The sequence below is a fragment of the Photobacterium sp. GSS17 genome (genome assembly GCF_028621875.1).
Classification (GTDB): Bacteria; Pseudomonadota; Gammaproteobacteria; order Enterobacterales; family Vibrionaceae; genus Photobacterium; species Photobacterium ganghwense.
Genome location: NZ_CP117517.1, coordinates 3506642 through 3528425, shown reverse-complemented (window position 1 = coordinate 3528425; position 21784 = coordinate 3506642). Strand labels below are relative to the sequence as shown.

The window sequence follows — 21784 nt, the reverse complement described above, 5'->3', positions numbered from 1 at the left end:
GATGCAGGAAGTCAATAAAGACGCAGTAAAAGCTTTTTTACTCGATCTTCAGGATCGGATTTGCCAGGCACTGGAGCAGCAGGACGGTCAAGCCCGTTTTGAAGAAGATGCCTGGGTGCGTGAGTTGGGTGGCGGCGGCCGGAGTCGGGTGTTGCGCGATGGCCGGGTGTTCGAACAGGGTGGCGTTAATTTCTCGCACGTCTACGGTACCCAAATGCCAGCATCGGCAACGGCCCATCGTCCGGAACTGGCTGGCCGCAGCTTCGAAGCGATGGGTGTCTCCTTGGTTATCCATCCTCGCAATCCGTATATCCCGACTTCCCATGCAAACGTCCGCTTTTTTATTGCCGAAAAAGAGGGTGAAGCGCCGGTTTGGTGGTTTGGCGGTGGCTTTGACCTGACGCCGTTTTACCCTTTTGAAGAAGACTGCCAGCACTGGCACCAGGCCGCGAAAACGCTGTGCCAGCCGTTTGGTGACACGGTGTATGAGGAACATAAGGCGTGGTGCGATCGGTATTTCTTCTTACCGCACCGTAATGAAACCCGGGGGGTCGGTGGCCTGTTTTTTGATGACCTGAACCAATGGGGCTTTGAAAAGAGCTTTGCTTACATCCAGGCTGTAGGCAACGGCTATCTGGATGCTTATCTGCCGATTGTTGAGCTGCGCCAGAATACGGAATACGGTGAGCGTGAACGCCAGTTCCAGTTGTACCGTCGTGGCCGTTATGTGGAATTCAACCTGGTCTATGACCGTGGGACCTTGTTTGGCTTGCAAAGCGGCGGTCGCACGGAGTCGATTTTGATGTCGATGCCGCCACTGGCTCGCTGGGAATACGGTTTCGAACCGGAACCAGGATCGCCAGAAGCGGTGTTGTATGAACATTACCTTCAGCCCCGCGACTGGTAACCGTTAAAAACGGTTTGTTCCCCTGCGACGGCAATGATAGGGTCAGTGAATCACTGACCCTTTTCTCGTTTTACCGAGCATGGATTTCTTGCAAATGGATAAGTACGTTGTGTTTGGCAACCCGATTGCCCAGAGTAAATCGCCTTTTATTCACACCCTGTTTGCGCGCCAGACCGCCCAGGACATGAGCTATGAAGCCCGATTAGCCCCGTTGGATGGTTTTGTGGCGGCGCTGGAGACTTTCTTTGCTGATGGGGGGCGAGGTTGTAATGTCACTGTGCCTTTTAAAGAGCAGGCGTTCGACTATGCGGATCAGCTGACAGAGCGTGCTCGCCTAGCCGGTGCCGTCAATACCCTCAAAAAGTTGGACGACGGGTTAATCCTGGGGGACAACACTGACGGTGAAGGGTTAGTGCAGGATCTGCTGCAACACCAGATTGAGCTCCAGGGTAAGCGTATTTTGCTGGTAGGTGCGGGCGGCGCGGCGCGTGGCGTGGTCCTGCCGTTACTGGCTCAGCAGCCGTCATCCGTCACTATCACCAACCGGACCGTCGCGAAAGCCGATGCACTGGTCGAGGCCTTCGCAACACATGGCCCGGTGAGCGCGAAGGCACTGGATGAATTGGAGGGTGACCACTATGACATCATCATTAATTCCACTTCAGCCAGCCTGAGTGGCCAGTTGCCGGGGATCCCCGCCAGCCTGATTGAGCCGCATACCGTGTGCTACGACATGGTGTACGGTGCGGAACCTACTGCGTTTAATCAGTGGGCACAGCAGCAGGGGGCTAATGTAGTCCTGGATGGGCTCGGGATGTTGGTGGGCCAGGCAGCGGAAAGCTTCATGCTGTGGCGCGGGATCCGTCCGGGTGCCAGACAGGTACAGCGTGAGTTGCGTCGTTCCCTGCAACCTTAATGTGTTACTAATAGATAAAAGATAGAACATGAACCAAAATATTCTGTTTCCAGACTTACAACAGTGGGATGAGCAACAACAGGCTGTGATGTTTCCGGCGCAGCAAGGCGGTTCACTGATAGCCTGCTGGGTGAGCCTGCAATGGCTTGTTCAACATAGTCAGCAACCGCTGAGTACTGAAGCAGAGATTATGGCTGCATTCGGGCAGTACCGGTTCGATCTGGAAGAAATCGCGGAAGACCTGATTGAAGAGGAAGCCTTCAATCAGGACGGTGAGATCCACATTGATTAACTGTGAGGTGAGTTTTCTCGCTCAGCCAGATACTCGTTTTTCAATCTGACGTAGTTATCCGCCGATACCGTTAAGAAAGCACGTTCTTTGTCCGACAGAGGGCGGGCTTTCTTGATTGGACTACCTATATAGAGAAAACCGCTTTCTAGCGTCTTGTTTGGAGGCACCAGACTGCCTGCACCAATAATCACATCATCTTCAACAATCGCCCCGTCAAGAATGATGGCTCCCATCCCGACCAAAACCCGATCGCCAATCTGGCAGCCGTGCAGCATGGCTTTATGGCCAATCGTCACATCCTGACCAATAATTAGGGGATGGCCGTCAGGATTCTCCGGGGTTTTTCGGGTGACATGCAAAACACTCCCGTCCTGAACATTCGTACGTGCCCCAATGGTAATGCAGTTGACATCGCCACGGGCTGCGACCAATGGCCAGATGCTGGTATCTGCTGCGAGGTGAATATCGCCGACCAAAACGGCAGCGTCGTCAACATAGGTCGATGATGTGAGAGTGGGATAAATGCCTTTATAGGAACGAAGTGCGTTTTGCATGAATGAAAGCCCTGAAATTGAGAGTTTACTCAGTCAGAATAGCGTTACGATGACGTAATTAACATCGATAAATGCCGTGTTTGGGTGATAATTGTACGGTTGAGTTAAGATGACAAAATTATTTCAATTTAGCCCTTGCGTATGTGATCGAACTCTCTATAATGCGACCTCACTGACACGGACTACGGCGAAATAAGCCAGCGACGTGAAAGAAAAGTTCTTTAACAATTTGACCATGCAATCTGTGTGGGCACTCGTGAACTGATAGTCAAAAAGATTTATCGATGAACTGAGTGACCAATTCAAAATAGCTTCGGTTATTTTGGCACAGTCAATTTAATTCAGTATTCATCGAGCCAAAACTTTAATTGAAGAGTTTGATCATGGCTCAGATTGAACGCTGGCGGCAGGCCTAACACATGCAAGTCGAGCGGCAGCGACAACATTGACCCTTCGGGTGATTTGTTGGGCGGCGAGCGGCGGACGGGTGAGTAATGCCTGGGAACATGCCTTAGTGTGGGGGATAACCATTGGAAACGATGGCTAATACCGCATAATCTCTACGGAGCAAAGAGGGGGACCTTCGGGCCTCTCGCGCTAAGATTGGCCCAGGTGGGATTAGCTAGTAGGTGGGGTAACGGCTCACCTAGGCGACGATCCCTAGCTGGTCTGAGAGGATGATCAGCCACACTGGAACTGAGACACGGTCCAGACTCCTACGGGAGGCAGCAGTGGGGAATATTGCACAATGGGGGAAACCCTGATGCAGCCATGCCGCGTGTGTGAAGAAGGCCTTCGGGTTGTAAAGCACTTTCAGCAGTGAGGAAGGCGGTATCGTTAATAGCGGTATTGTTTGACGTTAGCTGCAGAAGAAGCACCGGCTAACTCCGTGCCAGCAGCCGCGGTAATACGGAGGGTGCGAGCGTTAATCGGAATTACTGGGCGTAAAGCGCATGCAGGCGGCTTGTTAAGCCAGATGTGAAAGCCCGGGGCTCAACCTCGGAATCGCATTTGGAACTGGCAGGCTAGAGTCTTGTAGAGGGGGGTAGAATTTCAGGTGTAGCGGTGAAATGCGTAGAGATCTGAAGGAATACCGGTGGCGAAGGCGGCCCCCTGGACAAAGACTGACGCTCAGATGCGAAAGCGTGGGGAGCAAACAGGATTAGATACCCTGGTAGTCCACGCCGTAAACGATGTCTACTTGGAGGTTGGTGTCTTGAACACTGGCTTTCGGAGCTAACGCGTTAAGTAGACCGCCTGGGGAGTACGGTCGCAAGATTAAAACTCAAATGAATTGACGGGGGCCCGCACAAGCGGTGGAGCATGTGGTTTAATTCGATGCAACGCGAAGAACCTTACCTACTCTTGACATCCAGAGAACTTAGCAGAGATGCTTTGGTGCCTTCGGGAACTCTGAGACAGGTGCTGCATGGCTGTCGTCAGCTCGTGTTGTGAAATGTTGGGTTAAGTCCCGCAACGAGCGCAACCCTTATCCTTGTTTGCCAGCACTTCGGGTGGGAACTCCAGGGAGACTGCCGGTGATAAACCGGAGGAAGGTGGGGACGACGTCAAGTCATCATGGCCCTTACGAGTAGGGCTACACACGTGCTACAATGGCATATACAGAGGGCAGCAAGACCGCGAGGTGGAGCGAATCCCACAAAGTATGTCGTAGTCCGGATTGGAGTCTGCAACTCGACTCCATGAAGTCGGAATCGCTAGTAATCGTGGATCAGAATGCCACGGTGAATACGTTCCCGGGCCTTGTACACACCGCCCGTCACACCATGGGAGTGGGCTGCACCAGAAGTAGATAGCTTAACCTTCGGGAGGGCGTTTACCACGGTGTGGTTCATGACTGGGGTGAAGTCGTAACAAGGTAGCCCTAGGGGAACCTGGGGCTGGATCACCTCCTTACCTAAAGACTGCGCTTTGCGTAGTGTCCACACAGATTGCTTGGTTAATAAGTTAAAAACAACAGCAGAAAGCCTTAATGAATGGCGCTCGCTATTGATTAAAGCTGTTTGCTTTAATGCTCTTTAACAATCTGGAAAGCTGACTAGTAATTCGATTCATACGAATCGAAATTATTGTTTCTCGAAAGAGAAACGAGTTCTCAAGCAATACACATTCAAGTGTCTTGTGTAAGAAGAGTCCGGCAAAACAAACTAACCATCTTAACTCAGATGGAAAAACCTTGGTTGTTTGAACATACGAAACCTCTTGGGGTTGTATGGTTAAGTGACTAAGCGTACACGGTGGATGCCTGGGCAGTCAGAGGCGATGAAGGACGTACTAACTTGCGATAAGCGTAGATGAGGCAGTAAGAGCCACTTGAGTCTACGATTTCCGAATGGGGAAACCCAGCTGCATAAGCAGTTATCATCAAGTGAATACATAGCTTGATGAGGCGAACCGGGGGAACTGAAACATCTAAGTACCCCGAGGAAGAGAAATCAACCGAGATTCCGGCAGTAGCGGCGAGCGAAACCGGATTAGCCCTTAAGCGCTTTAGGTGTCAGGCGAATGAGCTGGAAAGCTCAGCGATACAGGGTGACAGCCCCGTAGCCGACAACACATTTGGCGTGAAAACGAGTAGGACGGGACACGTGTTATCTTGTCTGAAGATGGGGGGACCATCCTCCAAGGCTAAATACTCCTGACTGACCGATAGTGAACCAGTACCGTGAGGGAAAGGCGAAAAGAACCCCTGTGAGGGGAGTGAAATAGAACCTGAAACCGTGTACGTACAAGCAGTAGGAGCAGGCTTTGTCCTGTGACTGCGTACCTTTTGTATAATGGGTCAGCGACTTAATTTCAGTAGCAAGGTTAACCGTATAGGGGAGCCGTAGGGAAACCGAGTCTTAACTGGGCGTGCAGTTGCTGGGATTAGACCCGAAACCGAGTGATCTAGCCATGGGCAGGTTGAAGGTGCGGTAACACGCACTGGAGGACCGAACCGACTAATGTTGAAAAATTAGCGGATGACTTGTGGCTAGGGGTGAAAGGCCAATCAAACTCGGAGATAGCTGGTTCTCCCCGAAAGCTATTTAGGTAGCGCCTCGGACGAATACTACTGGGGGTAGAGCACTGTTAAGGCTAGGGGGTCATCCCGACTTACCAACCCTTTGCAAACTCCGAATACCAGTAAGTACTATCCGGGAGACACACGGCGGGTGCTAACGTCCGTCGTGGAGAGGGAAACAACCCAGACCGCCAGCTAAGGTCCCAAAGTTATCGCTAAGTGGGAAACGATGTGGGAAGGCTCAGACAGCCAGGATGTTGGCTTAGAAGCAGCCATCATTTAAAGAAAGCGTAATAGCTCACTGGTCGAGTCGGCCTGCGCGGAAGATTTAACGGGGCTAAGCGATACACCGAAGCTGCGGCAATGCGCATTAGCGTATTGGGTAGGGGAGCGTTCTGTAAGCCGCTGAAGGTGTCCTGTAAGGGGCGCTGGAGGTATCAGAAGTGCGAATGCTGACATGAGTAACGATAAAGGGGGTGAAAAACCTCCTCGCCGGAAGACCAAGGGTTCCTGTCCAACGTTAATCGGGGCAGGGTGAGTCGACCCCTAAGGCGAGGCCGAAAGGCGTAGTCGATGGGAAACGGGTTAATATTCCCGTACTTCTTGCTATTGCGATGGGGGGACGGAGAAGGCTAGGTGGGCCTGGCGACGGTTGTCCAGGTTCAAGGGTGTAGGCTGATGGTTTAGGCAAATCCGGACCATCTTAAGGCTGAGACCCGATGTCGAGGCACTACGGTGCTGAAGTCATTGATGCCATGCTTCCGGGAAAAGCCTCTAAGCTTCAGATAGCAAGAAATCGTACCCCAAACCGACACAGGTGGTCGGGTAGAGAATACCAAGGCGCTTGAGAGAACTCGGGTGAAGGAACTAGGCAAAATGGTACCGTAACTTCGGGAGAAGGTACGCTGCCGGCGGTGAAGAGACTTGCTCTTGGAGCTGCTGGCAGTCGCAGATACCAGGTGGCTGCAACTGTTTATTAAAAACACAGCACTGTGCAAAATCGAAAGATGACGTATACGGTGTGACGCCTGCCCGGTGCCGGAAGGTTAATTGATGGGGTTATCCTTAGGGAGAAGCTCTTGATCGAAGCCCCGGTAAACGGCGGCCGTAACTATAACGGTCCTAAGGTAGCGAAATTCCTTGTCGGGTAAGTTCCGACCTGCACGAATGGCGTAATGATGGCCACGCTGTCTCCACCCGAGACTCAGTGAAATTGAAATCGCAGTGAAGATGCTGCGTACCCGCGGCTAGACGGAAAGACCCCGTGAACCTTTACTACAGCTTGGCACTGAACATTGACCCTACATGTGTAGGATAGGTGGGAGGCTTCGAAGCAGGTACGCCAGTATCTGTGGAGCCGTCCTTGAAATACCACCCTTGTAGTGTTGATGTTCTAACGTCGCCCCCTTATCGGGGGTGCGGACAGTGCCTGGTGGGTAGTTTGACTGGGGCGGTCTCCTCCCAAAGCGTAACGGAGGAGCACGAAGGTGGGCTAATCACGGTCGGACATCGTGAGGTTAGTGCAATGGCATAAGCCCGCTTGACTGCGAGAATGACGGTTCGAGCAGGTGCGAAAGCAGGTCATAGTGATCCGGTGGTTCTGAATGGAAGGGCCATCGCTCAACGGATAAAAGGTACTCCGGGGATAACAGGCTGATACCGCCCAAGAGTTCATATCGACGGCGGTGTTTGGCACCTCGATGTCGGCTCATCACATCCTGGGGCTGAAGTCGGTCCCAAGGGTATGGCTGTTCGCCATTTAAAGTGGTACGCGAGCTGGGTTTAGAACGTCGTGAGACAGTTCGGTCCCTATCTGCCGTGGGCGTTGGATGATTGAGAGGGGCTGCTCCTAGTACGAGAGGACCGGAGTGGACGAACCTCTGGTGTTCGGGTTGTGTCGCCAGACGCATTGCCCGGTAGCTAAGTTCGGAATCGATAACCGCTGAAAGCATCTAAGCGGGAAGCGAGCCTCAAGATGAGTCATCCCCAGAGCTTTAAGCTCTCTGAAGGGTTGTTCGAGACTAGAACGTTGATAGGCAGGGTGTGTAAGCGCTGTGAGGCGTTGAGCTAACCTGTACTAATTGCCCGTGCGGCTTAACCATACAACACCCAAGGGGTTTTACGGACTCCACGAGCACTTGAATGGTGTGCTTGAACTTTAGTCAGTTTTTTCCAAGATTGTGATTTTCGGCCTTCGGGCGGTGAATCAAAGAATTTGCCTGGCGACCATAGCGCTGTGGACCCACCTGATCCCATGCCGAACTCAGACGTGAAACGCAGCAGCGCCGATGGTAGTGTGGGGCCTCCCCATGTGAGAGTAGGACATCGCCAGGCACCGATTCCAGAAAGCCCGTTGGGTCACAACGGGCTTTTCTTTCGCTCTCACCGATGGTGATGTGAGCGGAGTCAACATAAGGTTTTTACTTTCTCGCCGGTTGGCAAAAAAGGTGAAAGTTTTATCTTGACTTAAAAACTGGAACGCGTAGTATACGCCTCCTGACTTGCTGAAGCGCTTCGCGCTAACGCATTGAAAGTCAACGTTCTTTAACAATTTGACCATGCAATCTGTGTGGGCACTCGTGAACTGATAGTCAAAAAGATTTATCGATGAACTGAGTGACCAATTCAAAATAGCTTCGGTTATTTTGGCACAGTCAATTTAATTCAGTATTCATCGAGCCAAAACTTTAATTGAAGAGTTTGATCATGGCTCAGATTGAACGCTGGCGGCAGGCCTAACACATGCAAGTCGAGCGGCAGCGACAACATTGACCCTTCGGGGGATTTGTTGGGCGGCGAGCGGCGGACGGGTGAGTAATGCCTGGGAACATGCCTTAGTGTGGGGGATAACCATTGGAAACGATGGCTAATACCGCATAATCTCTACGGAGCAAAGAGGGGGACCTTCGGGCCTCTCGCGCTAAGATTGGCCCAGGTGGGATTAGCTAGTAGGTGGGGTAACGGCTCACCTAGGCGACGATCCCTAGCTGGTCTGAGAGGATGATCAGCCACACTGGAACTGAGACACGGTCCAGACTCCTACGGGAGGCAGCAGTGGGGAATATTGCACAATGGGGGAAACCCTGATGCAGCCATGCCGCGTGTGTGAAGAAGGCCTTCGGGTTGTAAAGCACTTTCAGCAGTGAGGAAGGCGGTATCGTTAATAGCGGTATTGTTTGACGTTAGCTGCAGAAGAAGCACCGGCTAACTCCGTGCCAGCAGCCGCGGTAATACGGAGGGTGCGAGCGTTAATCGGAATTACTGGGCGTAAAGCGCATGCAGGCGGCTTGTTAAGCCAGATGTGAAAGCCCGGGGCTCAACCTCGGAATCGCATTTGGAACTGGCAGGCTAGAGTCTTGTAGAGGGGGGTAGAATTTCAGGTGTAGCGGTGAAATGCGTAGAGATCTGAAGGAATACCGGTGGCGAAGGCGGCCCCCTGGACAAAGACTGACGCTCAGATGCGAAAGCGTGGGGAGCAAACAGGATTAGATACCCTGGTAGTCCACGCCGTAAACGATGTCTACTTGGAGGTTGGTGTCTTGAACACTGGCTTTCGGAGCTAACGCGTTAAGTAGACCGCCTGGGGAGTACGGTCGCAAGATTAAAACTCAAATGAATTGACGGGGGCCCGCACAAGCGGTGGAGCATGTGGTTTAATTCGATGCAACGCGAAGAACCTTACCTACTCTTGACATCCAGAGAACTTAGCAGAGATGCTTTGGTGCCTTCGGGAACTCTGAGACAGGTGCTGCATGGCTGTCGTCAGCTCGTGTTGTGAAATGTTGGGTTAAGTCCCGCAACGAGCGCAACCCTTATCCTTGTTTGCCAGCACTTCGGGTGGGAACTCCAGGGAGACTGCCGGTGATAAACCGGAGGAAGGTGGGGACGACGTCAAGTCATCATGGCCCTTACGAGTAGGGCTACACACGTGCTACAATGGCATATACAGAGGGCAGCAAGACCGCGAGGTGGAGCGAATCCCACAAAGTATGTCGTAGTCCGGATTGGAGTCTGCAACTCGACTCCATGAAGTCGGAATCGCTAGTAATCGTGGATCAGAATGCCACGGTGAATACGTTCCCGGGCCTTGTACACACCGCCCGTCACACCATGGGAGTGGGCTGCACCAGAAGTAGATAGCTTAACCTTCGGGAGGGCGTTTACCACGGTGTGGTTCATGACTGGGGTGAAGTCGTAACAAGGTAGCCCTAGGGGAACCTGGGGCTGGATCACCTCCTTACCTAAAGACTGCGCTTTGCGTAGTGTCCACACAGATTGCTTGGTTAAAATGTGAAGAGCGAAACGATGCTGGGTCTGTAGCTCAGGTGGTTAGAGCGCACCCCTGATAAGGGTGAGGTCGGTGGTTCAAGTCCACTCAGACCCACCACTTCCTGCCCAAAGGAAGCTGGTGAGGCATCGGAAACGTTGGGGCTATAGCTCAGCTGGGAGAGCGCCTGCCTTGCACGCAGGAGGTCAGCAGTTCGATCCTGCTTAGCTCCACCACTCTTTAAGGGTTTTCCCTGAGAATCTTTAAACAGTGGTGTTATCTCGTTGGAGATAACGACACATGCTCTTTAACAATCTGGAAAGCTGACTAGTAATTCGATTCATACGAATCGAAATTATTGTTTCTCGAAAGAGAAACGAGTTCTCAAGCAATACACATTCAAGTGTCTTGTGTAAGAAGAGTCCGGCAAAACAAACTAACCATCTTAACTCAGATGGAAAAACCTTGGTTGTTTGAACATACGAAACCTCTTGGGGTTGTATGGTTAAGTGACTAAGCGTACACGGTGGATGCCTGGGCAGTCAGAGGCGATGAAGGACGTACTAACTTGCGATAAGCGTAGATGAGGCAGTAAGAGCCACTTGAGTCTACGATTTCCGAATGGGGAAACCCAGCTGCATAAGCAGTTATCATCAAGTGAATACATAGCTTGATGAGGCGAACCGGGGGAACTGAAACATCTAAGTACCCCGAGGAAGAGAAATCAACCGAGATTCCGGCAGTAGCGGCGAGCGAAACCGGATTAGCCCTTAAGCGCTTTAGGTGTCAGGCGAATGAGCTGGAAAGCTCAGCGATACAGGGTGACAGCCCCGTAGCCGACAACACATTTGGCGTGAAAACGAGTAGGACGGGACACGTGTTATCTTGTCTGAAGATGGGGGGACCATCCTCCAAGGCTAAATACTCCTGACTGACCGATAGTGAACCAGTACCGTGAGGGAAAGGCGAAAAGAACCCCTGTGAGGGGAGTGAAATAGAACCTGAAACCGTGTACGTACAAGCAGTAGGAGCAGGCTTTGTCCTGTGACTGCGTACCTTTTGTATAATGGGTCAGCGACTTAATTTCAGTAGCAAGGTTAACCGTATAGGGGAGCCGTAGGGAAACCGAGTCTTAACTGGGCGTGCAGTTGCTGGGATTAGACCCGAAACCGAGTGATCTAGCCATGGGCAGGTTGAAGGTGCGGTAACACGCACTGGAGGACCGAACCGACTAATGTTGAAAAATTAGCGGATGACTTGTGGCTAGGGGTGAAAGGCCAATCAAACTCGGAGATAGCTGGTTCTCCCCGAAAGCTATTTAGGTAGCGCCTCGGACGAATACTACTGGGGGTAGAGCACTGTTAAGGCTAGGGGGTCATCCCGACTTACCAACCCTTTGCAAACTCCGAATACCAGTAAGTACTATCCGGGAGACACACGGCGGGTGCTAACGTCCGTCGTGGAGAGGGAAACAACCCAGACCGCCAGCTAAGGTCCCAAAGTTATCGCTAAGTGGGAAACGATGTGGGAAGGCTCAGACAGCCAGGATGTTGGCTTAGAAGCAGCCATCATTTAAAGAAAGCGTAATAGCTCACTGGTCGAGTCGGCCTGCGCGGAAGATTTAACGGGGCTAAGCGATACACCGAAGCTGCGGCAATGCGCATTAGCGTATTGGGTAGGGGAGCGTTCTGTAAGCCGCTGAAGGTGTCCTGTAAGGGGCGCTGGAGGTATCAGAAGTGCGAATGCTGACATGAGTAACGATAAAGGGGGTGAAAAACCTCCTCGCCGGAAGACCAAGGGTTCCTGTCCAACGTTAATCGGGGCAGGGTGAGTCGACCCCTAAGGCGAGGCCGAAAGGCGTAGTCGATGGGAAACGGGTTAATATTCCCGTACTTCTTGCTATTGCGATGGGGGGACGGAGAAGGCTAGGTGGGCCTGGCGACGGTTGTCCAGGTTCAAGGGTGTAGGCTGATGGTTTAGGCAAATCCGGACCATCTTAAGGCTGAGACCCGATGTCGAGGCACTACGGTGCTGAAGTCATTGATGCCATGCTTCCGGGAAAAGCCTCTAAGCTTCAGATAGCAAGAAATCGTACCCCAAACCGACACAGGTGGTCGGGTAGAGAATACCAAGGCGCTTGAGAGAACTCGGGTGAAGGAACTAGGCAAAATGGTACCGTAACTTCGGGAGAAGGTACGCTGCCGGCGGTGAAGAGACTTGCTCTTGGAGCTGCTGGCAGTCGCAGATACCAGGTGGCTGCAACTGTTTATTAAAAACACAGCACTGTGCAAAATCGAAAGATGACGTATACGGTGTGACGCCTGCCCGGTGCCGGAAGGTTAATTGATGGGGTTATCCTTAGGGAGAAGCTCTTGATCGAAGCCCCGGTAAACGGCGGCCGTAACTATAACGGTCCTAAGGTAGCGAAATTCCTTGTCGGGTAAGTTCCGACCTGCACGAATGGCGTAATGATGGCCACGCTGTCTCCACCCGAGACTCAGTGAAATTGAAATCGCAGTGAAGATGCTGCGTACCCGCGGCTAGACGGAAAGACCCCGTGAACCTTTACTACAGCTTGGCACTGAACATTGACCCTACATGTGTAGGATAGGTGGGAGGCTTCGAAGCAGGTACGCCAGTATCTGTGGAGCCGTCCTTGAAATACCACCCTTGTAGTGTTGATGTTCTAACGTCGCCCCCTTATCGGGGGTGCGGACAGTGCCTGGTGGGTAGTTTGACTGGGGCGGTCTCCTCCCAAAGCGTAACGGAGGAGCACGAAGGTGGGCTAATCACGGTCGGACATCGTGAGGTTAGTGCAATGGCATAAGCCCGCTTGACTGCGAGAATGACGGTTCGAGCAGGTGCGAAAGCAGGTCATAGTGATCCGGTGGTTCTGAATGGAAGGGCCATCGCTCAACGGATAAAAGGTACTCCGGGGATAACAGGCTGATACCGCCCAAGAGTTCATATCGACGGCGGTGTTTGGCACCTCGATGTCGGCTCATCACATCCTGGGGCTGAAGTCGGTCCCAAGGGTATGGCTGTTCGCCATTTAAAGTGGTACGCGAGCTGGGTTTAGAACGTCGTGAGACAGTTCGGTCCCTATCTGCCGTGGGCGTTGGATGATTGAGAGGGGCTGCTCCTAGTACGAGAGGACCGGAGTGGACGAACCTCTGGTGTTCGGGTTGTGTCGCCAGACGCATTGCCCGGTAGCTAAGTTCGGAATCGATAACCGCTGAAAGCATCTAAGCGGGAAGCGAGCCTCAAGATGAGTCATCCCCAGAGCTTTAAGCTCTCTGAAGGGTTGTTCGAGACTAGAACGTTGATAGGCAGGGTGTGTAAGCGCTGTGAGGCGTTGAGCTAACCTGTACTAATTGCCCGTGCGGCTTAACCATACAACACCCAAGGGGTTTTACGGACTCCACGAACACTTGAATGGTGTGCTGAGACTTTAGTCAGTTTTTTCCAAGATTGTGATTTGCGGCCTGCGGGCAGTGAATCAAAGAATTTGCCTGGCGACCATAGCGCTGTGGACCCACCTGATCCCATGCCGAACTCAGACGTGAAACGCAGCAGCGCCGATGGTAGTGTGGGGTCTCCCCATGTGAGAGTAGGACATCGCCAGGCACCCAATTTAGGTTAACGTTCTGAACAAACGTTAATCCTGAGTGGAGCGGTAGTTCAGTTGGTTAGAATACCGGCCTGTCACGCCGGGGGTCGCGGGTTCGAGTCCCGTCCGCTCCGCCACTTATTCAGACAAAGTTAAGTCTTAAAAATAACTACAGGGGTGTAGCTCCAATTGGCAGAGCAGCGGATTCCAAATCCGCGTGTTGGGAGTTCGAATCTCTCCACCCCTGCCACTTTTGAAGCCTCAGCAGAAATGCTGGGGCTTTTTTGCATTTGAAATTTGAAAAACTATTCAGCAGATATTCTCCTATGCTTCTTCTCTTCAGTCTGTCTTTGTTTTTGTCTTTGTACTCAGAGAGTGTCTCAAGGAATGATGCCGGCTTGGCGTAGCGCGATGAGAGACAGTGCAAAGTGCGTAGGATGAAGGAATAATTGAGTAGATAGACGAGCGGAGAGTTGTGCTCATCATCAAATCTGTGAGCAATACCGAAACAATCAGCATTGACCTCTGGCGTTGAGTCGATAGAATAATTTCGTAAACAATATTAGGGGTGTAGCTCCAATTGGCAGAGCAGCGGATTCCAAATCCGCGTGTTGGGAGTTCGAATCTCTCCACCCCTGCCATCTTTATAAGGCCTCAGTCTATGCGTCACGGACGCGAGACAGGGGCTTTTTTACGTCTAGAGTTTCCAAGGCTCAACGGCATCACCGAGGTATATGGTATGACAGAAGCCGCGGGTAGATGACTGGATGGGTAACTGTGGTCAGGGGTAAAGCTTGTCTTGTCTGGCGCGTAAACAAACCTCAGTCAGGGACTGAGGTTGTTGGGATGGATGCTGGAAAAGGTAACGGATTCACTCAGCTTTTCAGTATGAGTTGATAGCCGATAAAGCAGGCGGCTAGGCTGACAGCCACATTGAGCAGGATGTTAATTCCTACTTTGAGAAACTCACCTTGTTGCAACAAGACAACGTTATCCATGGAAAACGTGGAAAATGTCGTCAGGGCGCCCAGAAAGCCTAAACCAATCAATGGGCGGGCCGGGATCGCTTCTAGCCAGCCTTGATTGATGGCTGACATCAACACTCCCATGATCAGAGAGCCAATTACGTTGACGGCTAGTGTGCCATAGGGAAATCCTCGCCCTAATAAGGCCACACACAGCTCAGAGATAAGGTAGCGGGAGCAAGCGCCAAATGCGCCGCCTAAGGCGATCAGTCCCAAAAAAAGTAATTGACTCATAGATATCACAACGGCAGATGAAGAGTGGCCATACTAATACCACGAACACAGGGCAAGGATCACCTTTGTGTCGGGGAAAATCTGCAATCATTGATTGAAGTGATTTGGATTGCATTCAGAGTCTTAAAGGGCTGACATCGAAATGGGTTAACGGAGGAGGGAGCGATGGCACTGTATCAGACAATATTACTGGCGGTAGATCCGGATAACCGTGATGCGCATACCTTGATGGTCAAAGCCGGGGTCATTGCGCAGCAGAACCATGCTGAATTGCACGTGGCGTTTGTCGAGCCGGGGTTGGGGAATGTGAGCTTTCTGGATGCTGAGCTGGGTCTTGAGGAAGCGCACAGGGACTTACAGGCAACCCGTATTCAGCAGTTGTCTGCACTTTCTCAGGCATCGCCGTATAAGGTGCGTGCGCTGCATATTGCCGATGGTGATGTCGCCAAACACCTGGTAGAGCTGGTCACGCAAATTGGTGCCAATCTGGTACTGATTGGTGCACATAAACCCGGTATTCAGTGGTATGGCAATATCAGCCAGATACTGTCGCAGCAGTCGCGCTGTGATGTTCTGATTTGTCAGGCAACGGTCTGACCTGTCACAGACTGAGTGAAATAGACGGAAGGCTGCTTGCTGCCTGTACAATTAGCTCTTATACTCGATGATAACTTGTCGGAGTGCCAATAGGCTGAGACCGCATTGCGGGATCCGTAGAACCTGATCAGGCTAATACCTGCGAAGGGAACAAGAGAAAATCTTCTGTATTGCTGCATCCGCAGCTGCTGTTCCAGATGATGCTGCACACCCTACGTGTAGTCTCTTGTTTACGCACCCATCCGATAAGCAACTTCCCCATTTACGGACATCAAGGAAATTGCTATGTCGAATCGCAAACAAGCGAGACTGGAAGCGAAACAATTTATCGATTCACTGACCACCCAAGCTTATCCCAATTCCCAAAAGGTTTATGTCACTGGTAGTCGCGAGGACATTCGTGTTCCGATGCGGGAAATTACCCTGGCTGACAGCCTGGTTGGCGGTAGCAAAGACGCCCCGATTTTTGAGCCCAATGAGCCTGTCCGAGTCTATGACACTTCCGGTTTCTATACCGATCCTAACTACGCGATTGATATCTATGCCGGTCTGCCAAAGCTGCGTGAGCAGTGGATTGCAGAGCGCGGTGATACTGAACTGCTGGATGAACTGAGCTCGGCGTACTCGAAGGAGCGATTGGCGGATGACACGCTGGATGAGCTGCGCTTTGGTGAGCGTGCCCGCATCCGCCGTGCCAAAGCCGGCGCGAATGTTACCCAGCTGCACTACGCCCGTCAGGGAATGATTACCCCGGAGATGGAATTTATCGCCATCCGGGAAAACATGGGGCGAGCGGAATATCGCGATGCGGTACTGACCCAGCAACACCCGGGACAAAACTTCGGGGCCAACCTGCCGGAAGATATCACCCCTGAGTTTGTTCGTCAGGAAGTGGCAGAAGGGCGTGCGATCATCCCTTCGAACATCAACCACCCGGAATCCGAGCCTATGATCATCGGCCGTAATTTCCTGGTGAAAGTGAATGCCAATATCGGTAACTCCTCGGTCAGTTCCTCGATTGAAGAGGAAGTGGAAAAGCTGGTCTGGTCGACCCGCTGGGGCGGCGATACCGTGATGGATCTGTCTACCGGCCGTAATATCCACGAAACCCGTGAGTGGATCATCCGTAACAGCCCGGTGCCAATCGGTACCGTGCCGATGTATCAGGCGCTGGAAAAAGTGAACGGTATTGCCGAGAACCTGAACTGGGAAGTGTTCCGCGATACGCTGCTGGAACAGGCCGAGCAGGGGGTCGATTACTTTACGATTCACGCCGGGGTCTTGCTGCGTTATGTCCCGATGACCGCCAAACGTGTGACCGGCATCGTTTCCCGTGGTGGCTCCATCATGGCCAAGTGGTGTCTGGCACACCACAAAGAAAGCTTCCTGTATGAACACTTCCGCGAAATTTGTGAAATCTGTGCTCAGTACGATATCGCTCTGTCACTGGGAGATGGCCTGCGTCCGGGCTCGGTAGCGGATGCCAACGATGAGGCCCAGTTCAGCGAACTGCGTACGCTGGGCGAGCTGACCAAGATTGCCTGGGAATACGATGTACAGGTGATGATTGAAGGGCCGGGGCATGTGCCGATGCACATGATCAAAGAAAACATGGAAGAGCAGCTCAAGCACTGCCACGAAGCGCCTTTCTATACCCTTGGCCCGCTGACCACCGATATTGCGCCGGGCTACGACCACATTACTTCCGGGATCGGCGCGGCGATGATTGGCTGGTACGGCTGTGCCATGCTGTGTTATGTGACGCCGAAAGAGCATCTGGGGCTGCCGAACAAGGAAGACGTAAAGGTGGGTCTGATCACGTACAAGCTGTGCGCCCATGCGGCAGACTTAGCCAAAGGTCACCCTGGCGCTCAGGTGCGGGACAACGCATTGTCGAAAGCCCGTTTTGAGTTCCGCTGGGAAGATCAGTTTAATCTGGCTTTAGACCCGGAAACGGCGCGCGCCTACCACGATGAAACCCTCCCTCAGGAGTCCGGCAAAATTGCTCACTTCTGCTCAATGTGCGGGCCGAAATTCTGCTCCATGAAGATCTCTCAGGAAGTCCGTGAGTATGCCAGCGGTCTCGAGCAGGAGGCCGCGTTGACGATCAAACTGCTGGATGATCCGCTGGAAGGGATGCAGCAGAAAGCGCAGGAGTTCCGTGCCCGGGGAAGCGAGCTCTACCATCCCCTTGAAGAGGAAAGCTAATGAACGCGTTGTGTTTACCCGATCACCTGACCCCCTTGTTGATGCATCTTGAGCCGCTGCTGGCGGCGGCCGACAAGTATCAGTTAGGGGAGCCCGTCAGTGTGGGCTGGAGTGAGTCGGCAGTGGTAGACATGGAGGTCGGCGGGTGTACGTTCGCGGTGGCGTTTAACCCCGCCGAACCTGTCGCAATGGGATATGACGTGCGCGATCAATGGATCGCGCCATATCCTGCCGTGGCTGACATGCAGCGGAAAGTGGCTGCCACTCCTAACCTGGTGGTGTGTGGTTTGCCGACGGACAGCGGTTGTGTCGATATGTGGCATCACAACGGCGAGGCCCGTGCGGTTTACTGCCACCATGCCGGGGCCAGTGAGCCGCAACGAGCAATGCTGCTGGCTGCGCTGGCACTGGATTATCCGCTGGAAGATGCCGTGACACTAGCGCGGGCACATGCCCGGGGGTATCTCGAAACCCATGCCAACGGCTATGGTGAGGTCAGCTGGCCGGTGGCCAGAGCGTTGTTTCCGCGTCCGCTGACGGCGAACCACCCGGAAGTACAAGCGCTGGGCTGGACAAGTACAGAAGTCGCGGTGGCACCGTTTGCACCCATGAACCGCGAACAGATGGCGTTGTATCCGGTAGTGGATACGGCCCAGTGGGTAGAAACACTGCTGGCACTGGACGTCAAGCTAACCCAGCTACGGATCAAAGACCCGACAGCTCCAGATCTGGCTGAGCAGGTTGACCGCGTGATTCAGGCCGGTGAGCAGCATCAGGCTCAGGTGTTTATTAACGACTACTGGCAACTGGCGATTGCGCATCGGGCGTACGGGGTACACCTCGGCCAGGAAGATTTGGAAACCGCGGATTTGGCTGCTATCCAGCAGGCCGGATTACGGCTGGGCCTGTCGACCCACGGTTATTATGAAATTTTGCGGGCGGCAGAGTTTGCGCCCAGCTATATCGCCCTGGGTCATATCTTCCCGACCACCACCAAAGAGATGCCATCAAAGCCCCAAGGGCTGAGTCGTCTGGCGCTGTATCAGAAACTGATTGGTGAAGCGTTCCCGACGGTGGCTATTGGCGGCATTGATCTGGAACGGGCGGAACGCGTCTGGCGTACCGGGATCACCAGTGTCGCGGTCGTGCGCGCCGTGACGCAGGCGGCGGATCCGGCGCAGGCGGTGGCGGCGTTCAACCAGATCCTCACGCCGCGGCCCTCACAACAGGACTGACTATGCTAAGCGATCAGGAATTCTTGCGTTACAACCGTCAGATCATGCTGCCGGAAATCGGTGAGACAGGACAGGCGAAGCTCAGTCAGGCGCAGGTACTGCTGGTTGGGGCCGGTGGACTGGGCTCGGCGGCGGCTTTGTATCTGGCCGGTGCGGGCATTGGTCATCTGGTGATTGCCGATGATGACGAGGTGGAAAGCTCGAACCTTCAGCGTCAGGTGATTTACCGTGACAGCGATGCCGGGCTGGCGAAAGCCGAACAGGCAGCCGATCAATTGCGGGCGCTGAATCCTCACATTCGGGTACGTCCGGTTAAGGCCAGACTGGCCGGTCAGCGGCTCGCGATGGAAGTCGCCTTGGCCGATGTGGTGCTGGATTGCTCTGACAACCTGGAGACCCGCCACGCGGTTAATCAGGCATGCCTGGAGGCTCGAAAGCCCCTGATTGCCGGAGCGGCCATCCGCTGGCAGGGGCAACTGATGGCGTTTGATTTTCGCGCCGGTCAGGGGCCGTGCTATCACTGCCTGTTTCCCCGCCGTCCCGGTGCTACGGATCAGCCGCAGAACTGCAGCAATAGCGGTATTGCCGGGCCGGTGGTTGGCACGATCGGCACCTTACAGGCGCTGGAGACAATCAAGTTGCTGGCCGGTGCCGGTGACGTGGGGTTTGCGACCCTCAAGCAGTTCGATGGCCTGAACATGACGTGGCAATCCTTTCGCTTAGCGCATGATCACAGGTGCCCGGTTTGCGGCACAGGAGAGAGCAACGAATGACAACGACAACCGCGATTCAAATCCGGGTCAATGATAAGCCGGTCGAGATCCCGGCAGATGACACCACCTTATCAGCGCTGCTTACCCAGCTGGCAATGCCGCTGGATGCCACCGCGGTGGCACTGAACGATGAGATAGTGGCCCGCAGTACCTGGGATGCCACGGTACTTAGTGCAGGGGATCGTATTGCCCTGTTTCAAGCGATAGCAGGAGGCTGAATGCTTAAGATTGCCGATAAAACCTTTTCATCCCGGTTGTTTACCGGTACCGGTAAGTACGCTAACCGGACCGTGATGGCCGAATCCCTGATTGCTTCGGGTTCCGAGCTGGTGACCATGGCGCTGAAACGGGTCGATATAGATAACCGCGATGATGATATCCTGGCGCCGATTCAGGCGGCCGGGCTTAGCCTGCTACCGAATACCTCCGGAGCCAAGAATGCCAAAGAAGCGGTCTTTGCGGCTAAGCTGGCGCGTGAGGCGTTAGGCACTAACTGGCTGAAATTGGAAATCCACCCGGATCCGAAATACTTGATGCCGGACCCGATTGAAACCCTGGCGGCAGCGGAAATACTGGTGCGCGAAGGCTTTATCGTGTTGCCGTACTGCCATGCAGATCCGGTGCTGTGTAAGCGGCTGGAAGAAGTCGGTTGTGCCGCCGTGATGCCGCTGGGCGCGCCGATTGGTTCCAACAAGGGATTGGCGTCACGGGATTTTCTGGAAATTATCATCGATCAGGCCCGGGTGCCGGTGGTGGTGGATGCCGGGATTGGGGCACCCTCGCATGCTGCTGAAGCGATGGAAATGGGGGCTGATGCCGTGCTGGTGAATACCGCGATTGCGGCGGCGGCCGATCCCATTGCGATGGGGCGTGCGTTCCGGCTGGCGGTGGAGAGTGGCCGGATGGCGTACGAAGCCGGTCTGGCCGGGACGGTAAACCATGCCATCGCCTCCAGTCCGCTGACCGCGTTTCTCGACCAGCCGGTACTGGCGACGGCCTTCGATCCGACAGCCTAAGGGGGCGCCATGAGCTATGTGGATGTATGGCAGCAGCTGGACTGGGATGATGTCCGGCTGTCGATTTACAGCAAAACTGCAACGGATGTGGAGCGGGCACTGCGTAAGCCAAAGCGGGATCTGGAAGATTTCAAAGCCCTGATTTCCCCGGCGGCAGAGCCGTATCTGGAGCAGATGGCGCAGCAATCGGCAGCGCTGACCCGCAAGCGGTTCGGGCGTACCATCTCGTTTTATGTCCCGTTGTATTTGTCGAATCTGTGTGCCAATTCCTGCACTTATTGCGGGTTTTCGATGGATAACCGGATCAAGCGACGTACCCTGAATCTGGCTGAGATAGAGCGCGAGTGTGAGGCAATCAAAGCCCTGAACTTCGACAATATCCTGCTGGTGACCGGCGAGCATGAACGTAAGGTTGGGATGGACTATTTCCGTGAGGCGCTGCCGCGCATCAAGTCCCACTTCAGTTATCTGTCGATGGAAGTGCAGCCGCTGGATCAGGCGGACTATGCTGAGCTGAAAACGCTCGGTCTGGATGCGGTCATGGTGTATCAGGAAACCTACAGCGCACCGACCTATGCCCAGCACCATCTGCGCGGTAACAAGATGGATTTTCGCTACCGGCTGGAAACACCGGACCGGCTGGCCCGTGCCGGTATCGACAAGATTGGCATCGGCGCTTTGATCGGGCTGGAAGAGTGGCGGACGGACTGCTTTTTTGTGGCCAGTCATCTGGATTACCTGGAGCAGACCTACTGGCAGACCCGCTATTCAATTTCGTTCCCGCGGCTGCGGCCGTGTACCGGCGGGCTGCAACCGAAATCGGTGATGTCGGATCGCCAGCTGGTTCAGCTGATTTGTGCTTACCGCCTGTTTAACCCTGAGGTGGAACTGTCGCTGTCAACGCGCGAGTCGCCGCTGTTTCGGGATAACGTGCTGCCGCTGGGGATCACCAGCATGTCTGCCGGGTCAAAAACCCAGCCGGGCGGTTATGCTGATGATGAACCGGAGCTGGAGCAGTTTGCGATCAGCGATGAGCGGGCGGTGGCAGAGGTCGCCAGTGCGGTGAAACACCATGGTTTTGAGGTGGTGTGGAAAGACTGGCACCCGGCCTATTCAGGCTGACGT

General features: G+C 53.7%; 12 protein-coding genes, 5 tRNA genes, 6 rRNA genes and 1 riboswitch. Of the genes, 21 read left to right on the top strand and 2 right to left on the bottom strand.

Features of this window, described 5'->3' with window-relative positions:
* Position 1 precedes the first annotated feature (1 nt).
* The 3 genes from hemF to PGW97_RS16150 all read left to right on the top strand — a co-directional run bounded on the left by hemF (position 2) and on the right by PGW97_RS16150 (position 2115).
* Positions 2–907 (top strand): oxygen-dependent coproporphyrinogen oxidase, encoded by a 906-nt coding sequence (gene hemF / locus PGW97_RS16160; RefSeq protein ID WP_273858003.1) that lies wholly within the window; start codon positions 2–4, stop codon positions 905–907.
* Positions 908–1001: 94 nt separating this feature from the next.
* Positions 1002–1823, top strand: a complete 822-nt coding sequence (gene aroE / locus PGW97_RS16155; protein WP_273858002.1) for a shikimate dehydrogenase — start codon at positions 1002–1004, stop codon at positions 1821–1823.
* Positions 1824–1851: 28 nt separating this feature from the next.
* On the top strand, positions 1852–2115 hold the full coding sequence (locus PGW97_RS16150) for a DUF1488 domain-containing protein (protein WP_273858000.1): 264 nt from the start codon (positions 1852–1854) through the stop codon (positions 2113–2115).
* Here the strand turns inward: PGW97_RS16150 and PGW97_RS16145 are convergent.
* Positions 2112–2669: a gamma carbonic anhydrase family protein gene (locus tag PGW97_RS16145; RefSeq protein ID WP_273857998.1), complete on the bottom strand. Its 558-nt coding sequence runs from the start codon at positions 2667–2669 to the stop codon at positions 2112–2114. The genes PGW97_RS16150 and PGW97_RS16145 overlap by 4 nt on opposite strands.
* A gap of 365 nt (positions 2670–3034) precedes the next feature.
* Between PGW97_RS16145 and PGW97_RS16140 the strand changes: the two genes are divergently transcribed.
* From PGW97_RS16140 to PGW97_RS16090, 11 genes are all read left to right on the top strand, one after another.
* A 16S ribosomal RNA gene (locus PGW97_RS16140) occupies positions 3035–4586 on the top strand.
* A gap of 318 nt (positions 4587–4904) precedes the next feature.
* A 23S ribosomal RNA gene (locus tag PGW97_RS16135) occupies positions 4905–7796 on the top strand.
* A gap of 116 nt (positions 7797–7912) precedes the next feature.
* Positions 7913–8028: ribosomal RNA gene (gene rrf, locus PGW97_RS16130) — 5S ribosomal RNA — on the top strand.
* 354 nt (positions 8029–8382) lie between these two features.
* Positions 8383–9934 (top strand): 16S ribosomal RNA (locus PGW97_RS16125).
* Positions 9935–10004: 70 nt separating this feature from the next.
* Positions 10005–10081 (top strand) — tRNA-Ile (locus tag PGW97_RS16120).
* Positions 10082–10121: 40 nt separating this feature from the next.
* A tRNA-Ala gene (locus tag PGW97_RS16115) sits at positions 10122–10197 on the top strand.
* Between the two features lie 267 nt (positions 10198–10464).
* Positions 10465–13356, top strand: a 23S ribosomal RNA gene (locus PGW97_RS16110).
* Between the two features lie 116 nt (positions 13357–13472).
* A 5S ribosomal RNA gene (gene rrf, locus PGW97_RS16105) occupies positions 13473–13588 on the top strand.
* Together the 16S, 23S and 5S rRNA genes with 5 tRNA genes alongside form the textbook arrangement of a ribosomal RNA operon.
* Positions 13589–13631: 43 nt before the next feature.
* Positions 13632–13708 (top strand) — tRNA-Asp (locus PGW97_RS16100).
* A 36-nt stretch (positions 13709–13744) separates the two neighbouring features.
* Positions 13745–13821 (top strand) — tRNA-Trp (locus PGW97_RS16095).
* A gap of 314 nt (positions 13822–14135) precedes the next feature.
* A tRNA-Trp gene (locus PGW97_RS16090) sits at positions 14136–14212 on the top strand.
* A 234-nt stretch (positions 14213–14446) separates the two neighbouring features.
* Here the strand turns inward: PGW97_RS16090 and crcB are convergent.
* A complete protein-coding gene (gene crcB / locus PGW97_RS16085) occupies positions 14447–14830 on the bottom strand; it encodes a fluoride efflux transporter CrcB (protein WP_047887326.1) in 384 nt (127 codons plus the stop codon).
* Between the two features lie 165 nt (positions 14831–14995).
* Between crcB and PGW97_RS16080 the strand changes: the two genes are divergently transcribed.
* The 7 genes from PGW97_RS16080 to thiH all read left to right on the top strand — a co-directional run bounded on the left by PGW97_RS16080 (position 14996) and on the right by thiH (position 21781).
* Entirely contained in the window at positions 14996–15427 is a 432-nt protein-coding gene (locus tag PGW97_RS16080) for a universal stress protein (RefSeq protein WP_047887325.1), read from the top strand.
* 69 nt (positions 15428–15496) lie between these two features.
* Positions 15497–15594: riboswitch (TPP riboswitch) on the top strand.
* Between the two features lie 118 nt (positions 15595–15712).
* Positions 15713–17635, top strand: coding sequence for a phosphomethylpyrimidine synthase ThiC (gene thiC, locus PGW97_RS16075; protein WP_047887324.1), 1923 nt, complete (start codon positions 15713–15715; stop codon positions 17633–17635).
* Positions 17635–18870, top strand: a complete 1236-nt coding sequence (thiE, locus tag PGW97_RS16070) for a thiamine phosphate synthase (RefSeq protein WP_217391254.1) — start codon at positions 17635–17637, stop codon at positions 18868–18870. The genes thiC and thiE overlap by 1 nt, the downstream gene beginning before the upstream one ends.
* A 2-nt stretch (positions 18871–18872) precedes the next feature.
* Complete coding sequence (locus PGW97_RS16065) at positions 18873–19643, top strand: HesA/MoeB/ThiF family protein (protein WP_273857996.1); 771 nt, start codon at positions 18873–18875, stop codon at positions 19641–19643.
* Positions 19640–19861, top strand: a complete 222-nt coding sequence (thiS, locus tag PGW97_RS16060) for a sulfur carrier protein ThiS (RefSeq protein WP_273857995.1) — start codon at positions 19640–19642, stop codon at positions 19859–19861. Before PGW97_RS16065 ends, thiS begins: the two co-directional genes overlap by 4 nt.
* Positions 19862–20659, top strand: coding sequence for a thiazole synthase (locus PGW97_RS16055; protein ID WP_273857994.1), 798 nt, complete (start codon positions 19862–19864; stop codon positions 20657–20659). It begins immediately after the preceding gene.
* Positions 20660–20668: 9 nt separating this feature from the next.
* On the top strand, positions 20669–21781 hold the full coding sequence (gene thiH, locus PGW97_RS16050) for a 2-iminoacetate synthase ThiH (protein ID WP_047887319.1): 1113 nt from the start codon (positions 20669–20671) through the stop codon (positions 21779–21781).
* The last annotated feature ends 3 nt before the right edge of the window (positions 21782–21784 follow it).